Origin of the sequence: Caballeronia arvi (assembly GCF_001544695.2) — a bacterium.
Lineage (GTDB): Bacteria > Pseudomonadota > Gammaproteobacteria > Burkholderiales > Burkholderiaceae > Caballeronia > Caballeronia arvi.
On sequence record NZ_FCOM02000024.1, the window covers coordinates 72,066 to 87,307 of the forward strand.

A 15,242-nucleotide genomic window follows, 5' to 3' on the forward strand; every position below is an offset into this window, starting at 1 on the left:
TGCACAGAATTCGCGAGCTTCCACGCGACCAGCACGTGAATCCGCGACCCGATCGATCTCAGGCTGCGATGCCGAACCTACCCAGACAAACCGGAGCGAAACGCCCCGCGTCGATCAATAGAACTTCTTCGGCAATTGCGCGCGACGGATCTGCTTGCGCAGACGAGCGACAGCAGCAGCTTTCTTGCGCTTGCGCTCGGTGGTCGGCTTTTCATAAGCCATGCGCGACTTGAGCTCTTGAATCAGGCCCGTGCGTTCGACGGTACGGCGAAAACGACGCATGGCGACGTCGAAAGGCTCGTTCTCTTTCAACAGTACTTTAGTCATTGAAATCTCGGTTGATCTGGCCCTGCCAGAAATTTAGGGCAAACGCAATTGTACACTTTCTGAGAGTCATCCTGCACGCACTTTGTACTTAAGCGTGCGCATGCGGACTCGGGAATCACATCGTAGGTCGTTGAATCGAGACAACAATCCCGAAATACCCGCGCTCGAAAGCTCAGAAGCCGCGCGACCGGACAGGCCGCGGGTCGGGCGCGGCCACGCGCGTCTCCGGCTGATCGATCGTCACATCCGATTTCGCCAGCGCGACGCACGGCAAAATCCAGCCTTCGGCCTTTTCCTCGGCGGTGAGTCCCGGCCATTCCACGCGATAGCCGATCTCGCCATCGACCAGCCGGCACATGCACGCCCGGCAGGTGCCGTTGCGACACGATCGCGGCAGCGACAGCCCCGCACGCAACGCGGCTTCGAGCAGCGTCTCGCCGTCGCTCACCGCCACGAAGTGCGCGCCAGGCTCGATGATCATCGCGAAAGCGCGTGCTGCGTCCGTCACGTCTGCACCTCGACGCCCGCGCGACCGTTCGTGAGATCGCGCAATTCGGCGGCGGCCGGTTCGCGCGCGGCGGCGGCCATCCGCGCGACGAGGCGCACCGTCATCCCGTATTCGCTCTGCACGAGTTCGGCATCGTGCTGCTCGATCCATCGGCGGACGCGGGCTTCATCGGCGTAATCGATTTCGATGCTGAGCAGCCCGCGCTCGATACGCTCGACACGCTCGGCCCGCTGCATCGCGCTGGCGATCGCATCGGTGTAGGCGCGCACGAGCCCGCCCGCGCCCAGCTTGATGCCGCCGTAATAGCGCACGACGGCGGCCAGCACGCCATCAACTTCGTGATGCCGCAAGACTTCGAGAATCGGCCGCCCGGCGGTGCCGGAAGGCTCGCCGTCGTCGGACATGCCGGACTGGCCGCCCGCGAGCAGCGCCCAGCAGACGTGCGTCGCGCCCGGATGCTCGGCGCGCAGGCGTTCGAGCTCGCGCATGGCTTCATCGCGATCCGCGACGGGAATCGCGAGCGCAATGAAGCGGCTCTTGCGAATGTCGATTTCGGCGCTGACGGGAGAGGCGAGGGTATAGGTCGGCAAGGCGTGGACCGCGCGGATGCAAATATCGAATCTTATCGAACCGGCGTCAGGACGCGTCGAGCGCGCGCTGCATCAGCACGGTATCGACCCAACGTCCGTGCTTGAAGCCGACGCGCCGCAGCACGCCGACATGCTCGAAGCCGAGCCGCGCATGCAGCGCGATCGAGCCCGCGTTGCCGCTGTTGCCGATCACCGCGATCATCTGCCGCCACGGGCCGCGTTCGCATCGATCGATGAGCGCGGTGAGCAGCGCAAAGCCGATGCCGCGTCCGCCGTGGCCATCGGCGACATAGACCGAATCCTCGATCGTATGGCGGTAAGCCGAACGCGGCCGGTACGCCGACGCATACGCGTAGCCCGCGACCACGCCATCGAGTTCGGCGACGACATAAGGCAAGCCCGCCGCCGCGATCGCCGCGTGCCGGGCACGCATGTCGTCGGCGGAAGGCGCGGTCTCTTCGAACGTCGCGAGCGCGTGTTCGACATAGTGCGAATAGATGCGCGCGATGGCGTCGAAGTCGCCGGAAGCGGCGTCGCGCACGAGAAGGCGAGGGCAATCGTCTGAGGCGATGTCTGTCATACGGCAGGAGGAAAACGCGGTTTCTGGTCTGGCGATTTTCGCACGGGGCGTCGACGGCAAAAAAAGGGCCTGCGGGCCGTGCGGAAGCCCACCAAAAGGTTCAGCTTTCGGGCAAAGAAAACGTTGAACCGGGCGATGCGCGGCCCCTACACTAAGTCGTTTGTCCGAGACTGCGCGAGGGGCGGCGCGAAGCAGGCGGCGGCGTCGGGCAGGAAACGAAAAACGCGCGCGAGATCTGCCTCGCGCCGCGGTCCATAACAGGCAATGAACAACATTCAACGTGGGGCGCTGGCGGCGCTTTTGATCGTCATCGTATTGATTGCGGCGTTGGCGCCGGCGGGGATCGGCTTTTTGTTCGCACAGCGCAGTCAGCGGCATGAGGAGACCGAACGCCTGAACACGGTCGCCAATGCCGCGCTCAATCGCGCCGAAGACGTGACGCGACGTTTGTCGGGCGCGCTCGGGGAGATCGGCAAGGTGGCGGCGGCGCCATGTTCGCCGCCGTATCTCGAGGCGTTGCGGCGTATCGCGCTAACGCATGAACAGGTGCGCGATGCCGGCGCGTACGATCGCGACGGCCGCTGGCAATGTTCGTCGCTGCTCGGCGCGGTATCGGCGGGGACGCTCGACGGCCTCACGCTGCCGCCGCCCGACTGGCGCTCGCGCGATGGCGTGATGGCCTGGTACGGCCTCGCGCGTCTGCCGGGCGGCAAAACCTCACTGGTGATGGGCCGCGACGGCTTCTACGTCGCGGCCGACCCTTCGCTCTACGTCGATAGTCCCGAAGCGCTCGGCGATCCCGCGAGCGGCGTCGGCGTCATCAACACCGAAGTGAGCCGCGTGATCGCGACCACGCCCGCCACCGACGCCTCCGCCGTGCTCGCCGTGTATCGCACCGCGCGGCCCGCGCCCGAGCCTGAACCCGACAGCGCGCCGTACGTCGTGCGCCGCTCTGCGTCGATGCCGCTTGCGGTCGTCGTGAGCGCGCCGCAGCAGACGCTGCGCCAGCGCGTGCGCACGCTGCCGTGGGGCTGGCTGCTCGGCGGCCTCGCGGCGGGCCTGCTGGCCGCGGGCTGGGCGGCGTTTTTCATCGTGCAAAGGCTTTCTCCGCGCGGCCAGCTGAGCGATGCCGTGCGGCGGCATCAGTTCATCGTCGCGTATCAGCCAATCGTCGATCTCGACACGCGCCGCTGTGTCGGCGCCGAAGCGCTCGTGCGCTGGAAATACCACGACCGCATCGTGCGGCCCGATCATTTCATTCCGCTCGCGGAGCATCGCGGGCTGATCCAGGCGATCACCGATCAGGTGCTCGACACCATCCTGTTCGAGCTCGGCGAGTTTCTTAAGCGCTACCCGGAGTACTACGTGTCGGTGAATCTCTCCGCGCCGGATCTCACGACGCATCGCTTTCTCGACGTGCTCGGCCCCGCAATCGCGCGTCAGGGTGTGCGGCCGGCGCAGATCCGCATCGAGGCGACGGAGCGCAGCTTTCTCGACGCCGACGCCGCCAAGGAAGTCATCAGCGCCTTCCGGGAAGCGGGCCACGCCGTCTATCTCGACGATTTCGGCACCGGCTATTCGAGCCTGTCGCATTTGCAGACGTTTCGCATCGACGGCCTGAAGATCGACAAGTCGTTCGTCGACACGATCGGCCAGGACGCGGCGTCTTCCAGCGTCGCGTCGCACATCATCGACATGGCCGCGACGCTGGACGTGCAGGTGATCGCCGAAGGCATCGAGCACGAGGAGCAGGCGGCGTATCTGCATGCGCGCGGCGCGCGCTTCGGGCAGGGCTGGCTCTTCTCGCCGCCGCTGTCGGCCGCGGAATTCATCCGCTATGCGGGCAAGACGCGCGGCGCCTGATCGTGCTTGATCGGCGTCGGATCGTCCATATTTAGGATGTTTCCAGACGAGGCCCGACCATGAACGACCAGACAGCCACCGCTTTCCTGCGCGACGTACGTCATCCGCTGCTCGCGCTTCATCGCAGCGTGCTCGCGCATCTGCGCGCGCGGCACGAGGCCGAGTTCGGGCCGGTGTCGCCGGGCGAATTCCTGCAGATCGTGATCAACGGCTCGGCGTATCGCTGGCTCGCGCCGTTATCGACGCTGATCGCCGCGATCGACGATGTCCTCGACGACGACGAAGCCACCGCCGACGCGCGCATCGGGCACGCGCGGGCCGTCGTCGACATGTTCAGCGCCGGCACGCGCGATCCCGTGTTCGCGGAGCAATTCCTGCCGCTGCTGCAGGACAGCCCCGAAACCGCGATGGCGAACGGGCAGGTCGCGCATCTCGTGCGTTCTATCGAAAAAGCGACCTGAAAAGCGCAAATTCCATCCGCCGCGCGCGTGCGGGTTTTCCAGTCTGTTCCACGCGCAGCGCGTTGCGCGACGGGCATCCGACCGTCGCGCGGCCCGCACCGTCGTCGTGCTGCATCGCAACAAAACCGCGCTATCGCAATTGAGCGATTGATTTTCGCTTGCGACTATCGCCGCCAATCGACGGAGCGGCGTTCACGTTCAAACACACGCGCTCCGCTTCTTTCAACGAAAGACGATGGAGGCGCCTCTTGTTCCTGCACGGTTTTGGCCCGCTTCTCTGGGCGGGCGCCAAAGCGACACTCGCGCTCGCGGTGCTGTCTCTCGCGGTATCGGTGCTGCTCGGCCTCGCGGGCGCATCCGCGAAGCTCTCGCGTCATGGTTCGCTGCGCGCCATCGCGACCGCGTACACGACGCTGATCCGCTCGGTGCCCGATCTCGTCCTGATGCTGCTGCTTTTCTACAGCATCCAGATCGCGGTGAACCATTTCACGGATGCAGTGGGCTGGGATCAGTTCGACATCGATCCGTTCACCGCCGGCGTGCTCACGCTCGGTTTCATTTACGGTGCGTATTTCACCGAGACGTTTCGCGGCGCGTTTCTCGCCGTGCCGCGCGGACAGCTCGAAGCCGGCAGCGCGTACGGCATGAGCGGCATGCGCGTGTTCGGCCGCATTCTCTTTCCGCAGATGATGCGTTTCGCGCTGCCGGGCATCGGCAATAACTGGCAGGTGCTCGTGAAGGCGACGGCGCTCGTGTCGATCATCGGTCTCGCGGATGTCGTGAAGGCCGCGCAGGACGCGGGCAAGAGCACGTTCAACATGTTCTTCTTCATCCTGATCGCGGCGCTCATCTATCTCGTGATCACCTCTGCATCGAATCTCGTGCTGATGGCGCTCGAACGGCGCTATTCGATCGGCGTGCGGCACGCCGAACTCTGACCACCGTTAGCGAGCCACAAGCCATGATCCAGATCTTCGCCGAATACTGGCGCCCGTTTCTTTATTCCGATGGCATGCGCGCGTCGGGTCTCGTGGTCACGTTATGGCTGCTGGTGGTGTCGATCGCGCTCGGCTTTTGCGCGGCGGTGCCGCTCGCATGCGCACGCGTGTCGAGAAACCGCTGGCTCTCGACGCCCGTGCGCATCTACACGTACGTGTTCCGCGGCACGCCGCTCTACGTGCAGTTGCTCTTGCTCTACACGGGCATGTACAGCCTGGAATTCGTGCGCACGCAGTCGCTGCTCGAAGCGTTCTTTCGCAGCGGCTTCAACTGCGCGATCCTCGCCTTCGCCCTGAACACCTGCGCCTACACGACGGAGATCTTCGCCGGCGCGATCCGCGGGATTTCCCACGGCGAAGTGGAAGCCGCGCGCGCCTACGGCATGAGCACGTTCACGATGTACCGCCGCGTGATCCTGCCGTCCGCGCTGCGCCGCGCCTTGCCTTTGTACAGCAACGAAGTGATCCTGATGCTGCACGCGACGACCGTCGCGTTCACCGCCACCGTGCCGGACATTCTGAAGGTCGCGCGTGACGCCAACTCGGCGACCTATCAGTCGTTCGAATCGTTCGGCATCGCGGCGCTCTTGTATATCGCGATCTCGTTTGCGCTGGTCGCGGCGTTCCGGCGCGCCGAGCAACACTGGCTCGCGTATCTGCGGCCGGCGGGCGCGGCGCGCGCGGCACGTCGCGCCTGAGCGTTAGAATTCGAAGCCATGCATCAAACCCTGTCATCACCCGAGGAGAAAGCGTTGGAGCCAACCGCCAAAGACGTCGCGACCAAGCTCGTCGCCGAGGACATTCACAAGCGCTACGGTGACAACGAAGTGCTGAAGGGCGTCTCGCTTGCCGCGAAGGCGGGCGACGTGATCAGCATCATCGGCGCGAGCGGCTCGGGCAAGAGCACGTTCCTGCGCTGCATCAACTTTCTTGAGCGGCCGAACGCAGGGCAGATCATCGTCGACGGTGAAGCCGTGCGCACGAAAGCCGACAAGACCGGCAATCTCGAAGTCGCCGATCACAAGCAGTTGCAGCGCGTGCGCACCAAGCTCGCGATGGTCTTCCAGCACTTCAACCTGTGGTCGCACATGACGGCCATCGAGAACGTGATGGAAGCGCCCCTTCACGTGCTCGGCATCTCGAAGAAGGAAGCCGAAGACCGCGCGCGCGAGTATCTGGAGAAAGTGGGCCTGCCGCCGCGCGTCGAGAAGCAGTATCCGTCGCACTTGTCGGGCGGGCAGCAGCAGCGCGTCGCGATTGCGCGCGCCCTGGCTATGCATCCCGACGTCATGCTCTTCGATGAACCCACGTCCGCGCTCGATCCGGAGCTCGTCGGCGAAGTGCTCAAGGTGATGCAGCGTCTCGCCGAAGAAGGCCGCACGATGATCGTCGTCACGCACGAAATGGGCTTCGCGCGCAACGTGTCGAATCATGTGATGTTCCTGCATCAGGGACGCACGGAAGAAGAGGGCGCGCCGTCCGAAGTGCTGAGCGCGCCGAAGAGCGAGCGTCTGCGCCAGTTCCTCTCGGGCAGTCTGAAATAACGTGACGGGTTTGCCGTCACAGGTTGCGATCGTCGCGCTGCCGCCGGTGTCGATGAGCGGCATCGCGCCGATCGTCGACACGCTTTCTCTCGCCAACGAAATCGACGGCCATCGACTTTACGAATGGCGCATCTGTTCCTGGGACGGCCGCGCCGTGCCGCTTTCGGGCGGCGCGCAGCTCCCCGCCGATTGCGCCTTCAACGACGCCGTGCGCTGCGACTGGCTCATCGTCGTGTCGGAGCGCTATCAGCAGTTCGCGGACTATCGGCTCTTTCTCGCGAGCCTCGCGCGCGTCGCGCCGCGCACGCCGCTCGTGTCCGGCATACATCATGGCGTCTGGTGGCTCGCGATGGCCGGGCAGCTCGCGCAATATCGCGTCGCGGTGAACTGGGAAACGTATCAGCAGTTCATCGAACAATTCGAGCGCTCGATCGTCAGCCAGCAGATTTTCGAAATCGACCGCGACCGCGCGACCTGTTCGGGCGGACAGGCGAGCATCGACTTCATGCTCGCGATGATCGCCCGCGATCACGGACAGGATCTCGCGCAACGCATCGCGGATTCGCTCGGCATCGGCGTGTTGCGCGCGGGTACGGAACGTCAGCGTATTCCGTTCGTGACCGCGCCGGGCGAGCGTCATCCGCGCCTGAACGATGCGCTTCAGCTAATGGAAGCGAATATCGAAGACCCGCTCGCCACTGATGAAATCGCGAATCTCGTCGGCATCTCGCGCAGGCAGCTCGAACGTCTCTTTCGACAGTATCTCGGCGCGATGCCGTCGAAGTATTACCTCAATCTGCGGCTCACGAAGGCGCGCACGCAGTTGCAGCGCACGAGCAAATCGGTGGTGCAGATCAGCCTCGCGTGCGGGTTTTCATCGGCGGCGCATTTTTCCAATGCGTATCGCGACCGCTTCGGCGTGACGCCGCGCGAAGAGCGCCGCAACTGGATCGAGAAGCAGCGCGGCGGCGCGATCGACGAGCCGCGCGGCGGGGCGCTGATCGAGCGGCCGGGTCTGGTCTGAAAACGCCGGCCTGAAAATATCGGGCTGAAAAACTGCGGAAAAGCCCATCGAAGCATGTCGCGAACGCGCAAGACGGATCGCGTGTGAAACGCCTAATATCGAACGTAATGCTCAAAACCGAGGAGTGGCTCATGACCGACATCAATGTGAATCGCGGTACGTTCGACGAGGTAATGGTTCCGGTGTTTGCGCCGGCCAATTTCGTGCCCGACCGGGGCCGCGGCTCGCGCGTGTGGGACACGGAAGGCCGCGACTATGTCGACTTCGCCGGCGGCATCGCGGTGACGGCGCTGGGCCACGGTCATCCCGAACTGCTGAAAATCCTGCACGAACAGGGCGACAAGCTCTGGCATATCGGCAACGGCTACACCAATGCGCCGGTGTTGCGCCTCGCGAAACGCCTGACCGAACTCACGTTCGCCGACCGCGCGTTCTTCGCGAACTCGGGCGCGGAAGCGAACGAAGCGGCGCTCAAGCTCGCGCGCCGTTATGCGATCGACAATCACGGCGACGACAAGATCGAGATCATCTCGTTCACGCAGTCGTTTCACGGCCGCACGTTTTTCACGGTGAGCGTCGGCGGCCAGCCGAAGTATGCGGAGGGCTTCGGCCCGCAGCCCGCTGGCATCCGTCATCTGCCGTACAACGATCTGCCGAAGGCGCTCGAAGCGATCGGACCGAAAACGTGCGCGGTGATCGTCGAGCCGGTGCAGGGCGAAGGCGGCGTGCTGCCCGCTGATCCCGCGTTCCTGAAAGGCCTGCGCGAAGCGTGCGACAAGCACAATGCGCTGCTGATTTTCGACGAAGTGCAGACCGGCGTCGGTCGCACGGGCACGTTCTACGCGTACATGCAATACGGCGTGACGCCGGACATCCTCACGAGCGCGAAGGCGCTCGGCAACGGCTTTCCGATCGGCGTGATGTTGACGACGAACGACATCGCCGCGCACTTCAAGGTCGGCGTGCACGGCACGACATATGGCGGCAATCCGCTGGGCGCATCGATTGCGGAGAAGGTCGTCGAACTCATCAGCGATCCGAAGCTGCTCGAAGGCGTGAATGAACGCAGCCGCGCGATCAAGGCGCATCTCGAACGCATCAACGAGCGCTTCGGCCTTTTCAGCGAGATTCGCGGACGCGGTCTCCTGATCGGCGCGGAACTGAACGACACGTACAAGGACCGCGCGAAGGACGTGCTCAATGCGGCGGCGGCGAACGGCGTCATCATGCTGATCGCGGGGCCGAACGTGCTGCGCTTCGCGCCGTCGCTCATCATGCCGATGGCCGATCTCGACGAAGGCTTCGCGCGCCTCGAGAAGGCGATCGAACAGGTGGTCAGCACGGCCGCCGTCAAGTGAGCGCGAAGCGACAGACAAGGATTCGATGATGCTATTCGTCCGTCCCGCAAGACTCTCCGATCTCGACGAGCTCGAACGCATGGCGCGCGCGGCGCAGCCGGTGCTGCATTCGCTGCCGCGCGACCGTCACGCACTCGAAACGCGCGTCGCGCTGTCGGAAGACTCGTTTCGCGCCGAAGTCGAATTTCCGGGCGAGGAGTTCTATCTCTTCGTGCTGGAGGATGCGCAAACGGGCCGGCTGCTCGGCACGTCGAGCATCGTCGCGTCGGCGGGTTACTCCGAGCCATTCTACGCGTTTCGCAACGATGCGCTGATTCACGCGTCGCGCGAGCTCAAGGTGAACCGCAAGATCCACGCGCTCACGATGTCGCACGAGCTGACGGGCAAGAGCCGGCTGACGGGCTTTTATATCGATCCGTCGTTGCGCAATGAAGAGAACGAAGCGGCGGCGCATCTGCTGTCGCGCGCGCGCATGATCTATATCGCCGCGAACCGTAAGCGCTTCTCGAGCGAAGTGTTCTCGCTGATGCTCGGCGTCAGTGACGAAGCCGGCGCGTCGCCGTTCTGGGAAGCGGTGGGGCGCAAGTTTTTCGGGCGCGACTTCGAGCAGGTCGAGATGGAATCGGGCGGACGCAGCCGCACCTTCATCGCGGAAGTCATGCCGAGTTACCCGCTCTACGTGCCGCTGCTTCCCGGCGAGGCGCAGCGCGTGCTCGGCGAGCCCAACGAAAGCACGCTGCTCGCGTACGACATTCATCTCGAAGAAGGCTTCGAGCCGGACCGTTTCGTCGATATCTTCGATGCCGGCCCGGTGCTCACCATTGCGGTCGGCAAGAGCGCATCGGCGGTATCGGGCGAACTGCGTGCGGTGCGCGAAGTGGCGTCGGCAAGCGGTGCGCCGTATCTCGTTGCGGCGGGCGGCGCGCACGAATTCCGCTGCATCGTGACCGGGCTTACCGGAACGCGCGCCGATGGCGCCGCGCTCAACGCCGCCGCGCGCGACGCGCTCGAAGTGGAAGACAAGGACACGGTGCGTTGCGTGCCGTTGCATCAGGCATCGGGAGAATTGCAATGATCGTCGTGCGTTGCACGCAGCCGGGCGATGTCGATGCCCTCGTCGCGCTCGCCCAGGAAACGGGTCCGGGCCTGACCACGTTCAAGCCGGATCGCGATGCGCTGGCCGCGCGCGTCGAACGTGCGCGCCGCACGCTCACCGGCGACGCGCAGGCGTTCGAAGCCGGCTATTTCTTCGTGATGGAAGACACCGCGACGGGCGATGTCGCGGGCGTGTGCGGCATCGAAACGGAAGTCGGGCTGGAGCAGCCGTTCTACAACTATCGCGTATCGACGGTCGTGCATGCGAGCAAGGACATGGGCGTGTGGACGCGCATGTCGCTGCTCAATATCTCGCACGATCTGACGGGTTATGCGGAAGTGTGCTCGCTGTTCCTGAGCCCGCGTTTTCGCACGGCGGGCGTGGGCGGATTGCTGTCGCGTTCGCGCTTCATGTTCATCGCGCAATTTCCGGATCGCTTTCCGCAGCGTTTGTGCGCGGAATTGCGCGGCCATTTCGATGACAACGGCGAGTCGCCGTTCTGGAATGCGGTCGGCTCGCATTTCTATCAGATCGATTTCAACGAAGCAGACTACCTCAGCTCGCACGGCAAGAAGTCGTTCGTCGCCGAGCTGATGCCGCGCTATCCGGTGTACCTCGACCTGCTGCCCGATGCCGCGCAACGAGCGGTCGGCATCACGCACCGGGACACGGCGCCCGCGCGCAAGATGCTCGAAGCGGAAGGGCTGCGTTACGAGAATCACGTCGATATCTTCGATGCGGGGCCGGTGCTCGAATGCCACACAAGCGACTTGCGCACGGTGCGCGAAAGCGGGCTGGCGCGCGTGAAGATCGGCGAGCGTCGTGCGGATAGCGACGCGAAGAGTCTCGTATCGAACACGCTGCTCGAAGACTTCCGCTGCGGCGCGACGACGGGCGCGGTCGAGGACGGCACGTTCCTGCTGACCTCCGAAGAAGCCGCGGCATTGCGCGTGAAAGAAGGCGATCAGGTGCGCGTGCTGACGTCTCATCCGCGCGCTAAATAACAGAGACACGACATGGATATCTCGAATCAGTTGTATATCGGCGGTCAGTGGCAGGAAGGCCGGGGCGCGGCGTTCGCATCGCGCAATCCGGGCACCGATGAAACCGTCTGGCAAGGCAAGAGCGCATCGGCGCAAGACGTGGACCGCGCGGTGTCGTCGGCGCGGCGTGCGTTTGCATCGTGGTCCTCGCTTTCCTTCGATGAACGCGTTGCCGTCGCAAAACGTTTCGCCTCGTTGCTCAACGAGAACAAGGAAGCGCTCGCGAACGTCATCGGCCGCGAGACCGGCAAGCCGTTGTGGGAAGCGCGCACGGAAGTTGCATCGATGGCCGCGAAAGTCGATATCTCCGTGCAGGCCTATCACGAGCGCACCGGCGAAAAGCGCGCACCGATGGCCGATGGCGTCGCGGTGCTCAGGCATCGTCCGCATGGCGTCGTCGCGGTGTTCGGGCCGTACAACTTTCCGGGGCATTTGCCGAACGGGCATATCGTGCCGGCGCTGATCGCGGGCAATGCGGTCGTGTTCAAGCCGTCGGAGTTAGCGCCCGGCGTCGCCGCCGCGACCGTCGCTTTGTGGATTCAGGCGGGGCTTCCCGCGGGCGTGCTCAATCTCGTGCAGGGCGAAAAGGATACGGGCGTCGCGCTCGCGAATCATCGGCAGATCGATGGATTGTTCTTCACCGGCAGTTCGGACACGGGCACGCTGTTGCACAAGCAGTTCGGCGGACGGCCGGAAATCGTGCTCGCGCTCGAGATGGGCGGCAACAATCCGCTCGTCGTCGCGAACGTCGAAGATATCGACGCCGCGGTGCATCACACGATTCAGTCGGCGTTTTTGTCGGCGGGGCAGCGCTGCACGTGCGCGCGCCGTCTCTTCGTTCCCGACGATGCCTTCGGCGAGCGCTTCATGCAGCGCTTCGTCGACGTTAGCGCGAACATTCGCGTCGGCAAACATGACGATGAGCCGCAGCCGTACATGGGCGCGGTGATTTCCGCACGCGCGGCGGCGCGTCTCGTCGATGCGCAGGCGCGGCTGATCGAAGCGGGCGCGAAGCCGTTGCTCGAAATGAAGCAGCGCGCGGCCAATCTCGGTTTCGTGTCGCCGGCGATTCTCGACGTCACAAACGCCCGCGATGCGCCCGATGAAGAGCACTTCGGCCCGATGGTTCAGGTCACGCGCTACAAGACGTTTGATGACGCCATCGAACGCGCGAACGACACCGCGTACGGCCTGTCCGCGGGCCTGCTCGCCGACGACGAAGCCGCATGGAAGCACTTCCAGCGCACGATTCGCGCGGGCATCGTCAACTGGAACCGGCCGACGAACGGCGCGTCGTCGGCGGCGCCGTTCGGCGGTATCGGACGGTCGGGCAATCAGCGGCCGAGCGCGTATTACGCGGCCGACTATTGCTCGTATCCGATGGCATCGGTGGAAAGCGCGCAATTGCAGATGCCGGCGAGCGTGTCGCCGGGGCTCACGTTTTAAGTACTGGATCCGACCATGCAGGCAACTGAAGCGAACTTCGACGGGCTCGTCGGCCCGACGCACAACTACGCGGGACTGTCGTTCGGCAACGTCGCGTCGCGCAGTAACGAGAAATCGGTGGCAATTCCGAAGGCCGCCGCGAAGCAGGGCTTGCGCAAGATGAAGCAGCTCGCGGATCTCGGTTTTCATCAGGGCGTGCTGCCGCCGCTCGAACGTCCGTCGATCAGACTGCTGCGCGATGTCGGCTTCACAGGCGACGACGCCGCGGTGGTCGCGCGCGCCGCTCGCGAAGCGCCCGAGTTGCTGGCGGCCGCCAGTTCCGCATCGGCGATGTGGACGGCGAATGCGGCGACCGTGAGTCCATCGGCGGATACGGCTGACGGACGCGTGCATTTCACGCCCGCGAATCTCGCCGCGAAGCTGCATCGCGCGATCGAACATGGCGAGACGCGCCGGACGCTGGCCGCGATCTTCGCCGATGAAGCGCGCTTTCGCATTCACCATGCGCTGCCCGGCACGCCCGCGCTCGGCGACGAAGGCGCGGCGAACCACACGCGTTTCGCGCGCGAGTACGGCGCGAAGGGCGTCGAGTTCTTCGTGTACGGGCGCAGCGAATATGGCGGCGGACCGCAGCCGCAGCGTTATCCCGCGCGTCAGACGCTCGAAGCGAGCCGCGCGGTTGCGCGTCTGCATGGCCTCGCCGACGATGCCACCGTGTTCGCGCAGCAATCGCCCGATGTGATCGATGCCGGCGTGTTCCACAACGATGTGATCGCGGTCGGCAATCGCACGACGCTCTTTTGCCATCAGCGCGCGTTCGTCGACCAGCACAAGGTCTACGACGAACTGCGCGCGAAGCTCGATGCGCAAGGCACGCCGTTCACCGCGCTCGAAGTGCCGGAAAGCGAAGTGAGCGTGGAGGATGCGGTTTCGTCGTATCTCTTCAACAGCCAGTTGTTGTCGGGCGCGGATGGCCGGCAAGTGCTCGTCGTGCCGCAGGAATGCCGCGAGAATGCGCGCGTCGCGGCGTATCTGGATTCGCTGGCTTCACGCAAGACGCCGATCGATGAAGTCCTCGTCTTCGATCTGCGCGAGAGCATGAAGAACGGCGGCGGTCCCGCGTGTTTGCGCCTGCGCGTCGTGCTGAACGATGCCGAACGCGCCGCGGTCAATCCGCGCGTGTGGATCGACGACGCGCTTTTCACGCAGCTCGATGCATGGATCGACCGGCATTATCGCGATCGTCTCGCGCCCGCCGATCTCGCCGATCCGAAGCTGCTCGCCGAATCGCGCGCCGCGCTCGACGAACTGACCACCATGCTCGGCCTTGGCTCCGTCTATGACTTCCAGCGCTGAATCGTCTCTGCTCGAACACTTTCTCGCGTTCACGCTCGCGGGCGGACGGCCTTCCGTCGAAAGCGGCGTCGCGCCTTCGGGCGTGCGTTGGACATGGCAAGGCGAGGGCGTGTTGCTGCTCGAACCCGCCAGAGAGCCGACGCACAGCGTGCTTGCCTCGGCGGGCATTCATGGCGATGAAACCGCGCCGATCGAAATGCTGTCGCTGCTCGTCGCGGATATCGCGAACGGACGCGCGCCGCTTGCCGCGCGCATGCTCGTAATCCTCGGCAACATCGGCGCGATGCGTGCGGGCGAACGTTATATCGACGACGATCTCAATCGCCTCTTCAGCGGTCGTCATGCAGGCTTGCGGGATAGCCGCGAAGCACCGCGCGCCGCGGAACTGGAAAGCGCCGCGCTGAAATTTTTCGATAATGCCGCGCATCCGAAATGGCACATCGACATGCATACGGCGATCCGTGCCTCCGTGTTCGAGCAATTCGCGTTGCTGCCGCACACGGGCGCGCCGCTCGCCCGCGCGATGTTCGACTGGCTGCGCGATGCGCGCCTGCAAGCCGTGCTGCTGCATCGCGAGAAGGGCAACACGTTCACGCATTTCACCGCGCAGCAAACGGGCGCGCTCGCGTGCACGCTGGAACTCGGCAAAGTGCGGCCGTTCGGCCAGAACGAGTTGGCGCGCTTTGCGGCGTCGGATGCGGCGTTGCGCAGGCTGATCGCCGGAGAAGCGGCAGCGGAGAACGCGCCGCTGCGCGTGTTCACGGTCGTCGCGCAGATCGACAAGCAAAGCGAGCACTTCGTGCTGAACGTCGCGAGCGATGTGCCGAATTTCACGGCGTTTCCCGCGGGCACCGAACTCGCGCGCGACGGCGAATATCGCTATCGCGTGTCGCACGATGAAGAGCGCATCGTGTTTCCGAATCCGAAAGTGAAGCCGGGCTTGCGCGCCGGTCTCATGGTCATCGATACGACCGACGTCACGCTCGCCTCCCTCGACTGAAACGCCTGCGCGTTCGCGCGCTACAATCGCGCCCCAATGTCCGGTGCG

16 protein-coding genes are annotated in these 15,242 nt (G+C 64.6%); 12 read left to right on the plus strand and 4 right to left on the minus strand.

Features of this window, described 5'->3' with window-relative positions; all coding sequences use genetic code 11:
* Positions 1-114: 114 nt before the first annotated feature.
* The 4 genes from rpsU to AWB74_RS24135 form a co-directional block, all read right to left on the minus strand.
* On the minus strand, positions 115-327 hold the full coding sequence (gene rpsU / locus AWB74_RS24120) for a 30S ribosomal protein S21 (RefSeq protein WP_006999077.1): 213 nt from the start codon (positions 325-327) through the stop codon (positions 115-117).
* A 172-nt stretch (positions 328-499) separates the two neighbouring features.
* The gene (locus tag AWB74_RS24125) at positions 500-808 is read right to left on the minus strand and encodes a 2Fe-2S iron-sulfur cluster-binding protein (protein WP_061149224.1); all 309 of its coding nucleotides are present in this window, start codon (positions 806-808) and stop codon (positions 500-502) included.
* Between the two features lie 23 nt (positions 809-831).
* On the minus strand, positions 832-1,425 hold the full coding sequence (locus AWB74_RS24130; protein ID WP_087039167.1) for an IMPACT family protein: 594 nt from the start codon (positions 1,423-1,425) through the stop codon (positions 832-834).
* Between the two features lie 46 nt (positions 1,426-1,471).
* Positions 1,472-2,005: a GNAT family N-acetyltransferase gene (locus tag AWB74_RS24135; protein WP_061149226.1), complete on the minus strand. Its 534-nt coding sequence runs from the start codon at positions 2,003-2,005 to the stop codon at positions 1,472-1,474.
* Between the two features lie 264 nt (positions 2,006-2,269).
* Here AWB74_RS24135 and AWB74_RS24140 point away from each other — a divergent pair, with 264 nt between their 5' ends.
* The 12 genes from AWB74_RS24140 to astE all read left to right on the plus strand — a co-directional run bounded on the left by AWB74_RS24140 (position 2,270) and on the right by astE (position 15,194).
* Complete coding sequence (locus AWB74_RS24140; protein ID WP_061149227.1) at positions 2,270-3,868, plus strand: EAL domain-containing protein; 1,599 nt, start codon at positions 2,270-2,272, stop codon at positions 3,866-3,868.
* A 59-nt stretch (positions 3,869-3,927) separates the two neighbouring features.
* On the plus strand, positions 3,928-4,329 hold the full coding sequence (locus AWB74_RS24145) for a hypothetical protein (RefSeq protein WP_061149228.1): 402 nt from the start codon (positions 3,928-3,930) through the stop codon (positions 4,327-4,329).
* Between the two features lie 248 nt (positions 4,330-4,577).
* Entirely contained in the window at positions 4,578-5,267 is a 690-nt protein-coding gene (locus AWB74_RS24150) for an ABC transporter permease (protein WP_061149229.1), read from the plus strand.
* 23 nt (positions 5,268-5,290) lie between these two features.
* Positions 5,291-6,025: an ABC transporter permease gene (locus AWB74_RS24155; protein WP_061149230.1), complete on the plus strand. Its 735-nt coding sequence runs from the start codon at positions 5,291-5,293 to the stop codon at positions 6,023-6,025.
* Between the two features lie 18 nt (positions 6,026-6,043).
* On the plus strand, positions 6,044-6,871 hold the full coding sequence (locus tag AWB74_RS24160; RefSeq protein ID WP_061149231.1) for an ABC transporter ATP-binding protein: 828 nt from the start codon (positions 6,044-6,046) through the stop codon (positions 6,869-6,871).
* Positions 6,872-6,923: 52 nt separating this feature from the next.
* Positions 6,924-7,895, plus strand: coding sequence for a GlxA family transcriptional regulator (locus tag AWB74_RS24165; protein WP_235024669.1), 972 nt, complete (start codon positions 6,924-6,926; stop codon positions 7,893-7,895).
* A 131-nt stretch (positions 7,896-8,026) separates the two neighbouring features.
* Complete coding sequence (locus tag AWB74_RS24170; RefSeq protein WP_061149258.1) at positions 8,027-9,253, plus strand: aspartate aminotransferase family protein; 1,227 nt, start codon at positions 8,027-8,029, stop codon at positions 9,251-9,253.
* 28 nt (positions 9,254-9,281) lie between these two features.
* Positions 9,282-10,328, plus strand: coding sequence for an arginine/ornithine succinyltransferase subunit alpha (gene aruF, locus AWB74_RS24175; RefSeq protein WP_061149259.1), 1,047 nt, complete (start codon positions 9,282-9,284; stop codon positions 10,326-10,328).
* Positions 10,325-11,353, plus strand: a complete 1,029-nt coding sequence (astA, locus tag AWB74_RS24180) for an arginine N-succinyltransferase (RefSeq protein WP_061149233.1) — start codon at positions 10,325-10,327, stop codon at positions 11,351-11,353. Before aruF ends, astA begins: the two co-directional genes overlap by 4 nt.
* A gap of 12 nt (positions 11,354-11,365) precedes the next feature.
* Positions 11,366-12,838 carry a succinylglutamate-semialdehyde dehydrogenase gene (gene astD / locus AWB74_RS24185; RefSeq protein ID WP_061149234.1) on the plus strand — a complete coding sequence of 491 codons (1,473 nt, stop codon included), beginning with the start codon at positions 11,366-11,368 and terminating at the stop codon, positions 12,836-12,838.
* A 15-nt stretch (positions 12,839-12,853) separates the two neighbouring features.
* Complete coding sequence (astB, locus tag AWB74_RS24190) at positions 12,854-14,194, plus strand: N-succinylarginine dihydrolase (protein ID WP_061149235.1); 1,341 nt, start codon at positions 12,854-12,856, stop codon at positions 14,192-14,194.
* Positions 14,178-15,194, plus strand: a complete 1,017-nt coding sequence (astE, locus tag AWB74_RS24195; protein ID WP_061149236.1) for a succinylglutamate desuccinylase — start codon at positions 14,178-14,180, stop codon at positions 15,192-15,194. Before astB ends, astE begins: the two co-directional genes overlap by 17 nt.
* Positions 15,195-15,242 lie beyond the last annotated feature (48 nt).

What these genes read in the sequence shown, in the direction of transcription:
- rpsU (WP_006999077.1), bottom strand. Translation starts at nt 327, where the DNA reads ATGACTAAAGTACTGTTGAAAGAGAACGAGCCTTTCGACGTCGCCATG.
- AWB74_RS24160 (WP_061149231.1), top strand. Translation starts at nt 6,044, where the DNA reads ATGCATCAAACCCTGTCATCACCCGAGGAGAAAGCGTTGGAGCCAACC.
- AWB74_RS24155 (WP_061149230.1), top strand. Translation starts at nt 5,291, where the DNA reads ATGATCCAGATCTTCGCCGAATACTGGCGCCCGTTTCTTTATTCCGAT.
- astE (WP_061149236.1), top strand. Translation starts at nt 14,178, where the DNA reads ATGACTTCCAGCGCTGAATCGTCTCTGCTCGAACACTTTCTCGCGTTC.
- astD (WP_061149234.1), top strand. Translation starts at nt 11,366, where the DNA reads ATGGATATCTCGAATCAGTTGTATATCGGCGGTCAGTGGCAGGAAGGC.
- aruF (WP_061149259.1), top strand. Translation starts at nt 9,282, where the DNA reads ATGCTATTCGTCCGTCCCGCAAGACTCTCCGATCTCGACGAGCTCGAA.
- astA (WP_061149233.1), top strand. Translation starts at nt 10,325, where the DNA reads ATGATCGTCGTGCGTTGCACGCAGCCGGGCGATGTCGATGCCCTCGTC.
- AWB74_RS24165 (WP_235024669.1), top strand. Translation starts at nt 6,924, where the DNA reads ATGAGCGGCATCGCGCCGATCGTCGACACGCTTTCTCTCGCCAACGAA.
- AWB74_RS24135 (WP_061149226.1), bottom strand. Translation starts at nt 2,005, where the DNA reads ATGACAGACATCGCCTCAGACGATTGCCCTCGCCTTCTCGTGCGCGAC.
- AWB74_RS24125 (WP_061149224.1), bottom strand. Translation starts at nt 808, where the DNA reads ATGATCATCGAGCCTGGCGCGCACTTCGTGGCGGTGAGCGACGGCGAG.
- AWB74_RS24170 (WP_061149258.1), top strand. Translation starts at nt 8,027, where the DNA reads ATGACCGACATCAATGTGAATCGCGGTACGTTCGACGAGGTAATGGTT.
- astB (WP_061149235.1), top strand. Translation starts at nt 12,854, where the DNA reads ATGCAGGCAACTGAAGCGAACTTCGACGGGCTCGTCGGCCCGACGCAC.
- AWB74_RS24145 (WP_061149228.1), top strand. Translation starts at nt 3,928, where the DNA reads ATGAACGACCAGACAGCCACCGCTTTCCTGCGCGACGTACGTCATCCG.
- AWB74_RS24140 (WP_061149227.1), top strand. Translation starts at nt 2,270, where the DNA reads ATGAACAACATTCAACGTGGGGCGCTGGCGGCGCTTTTGATCGTCATC.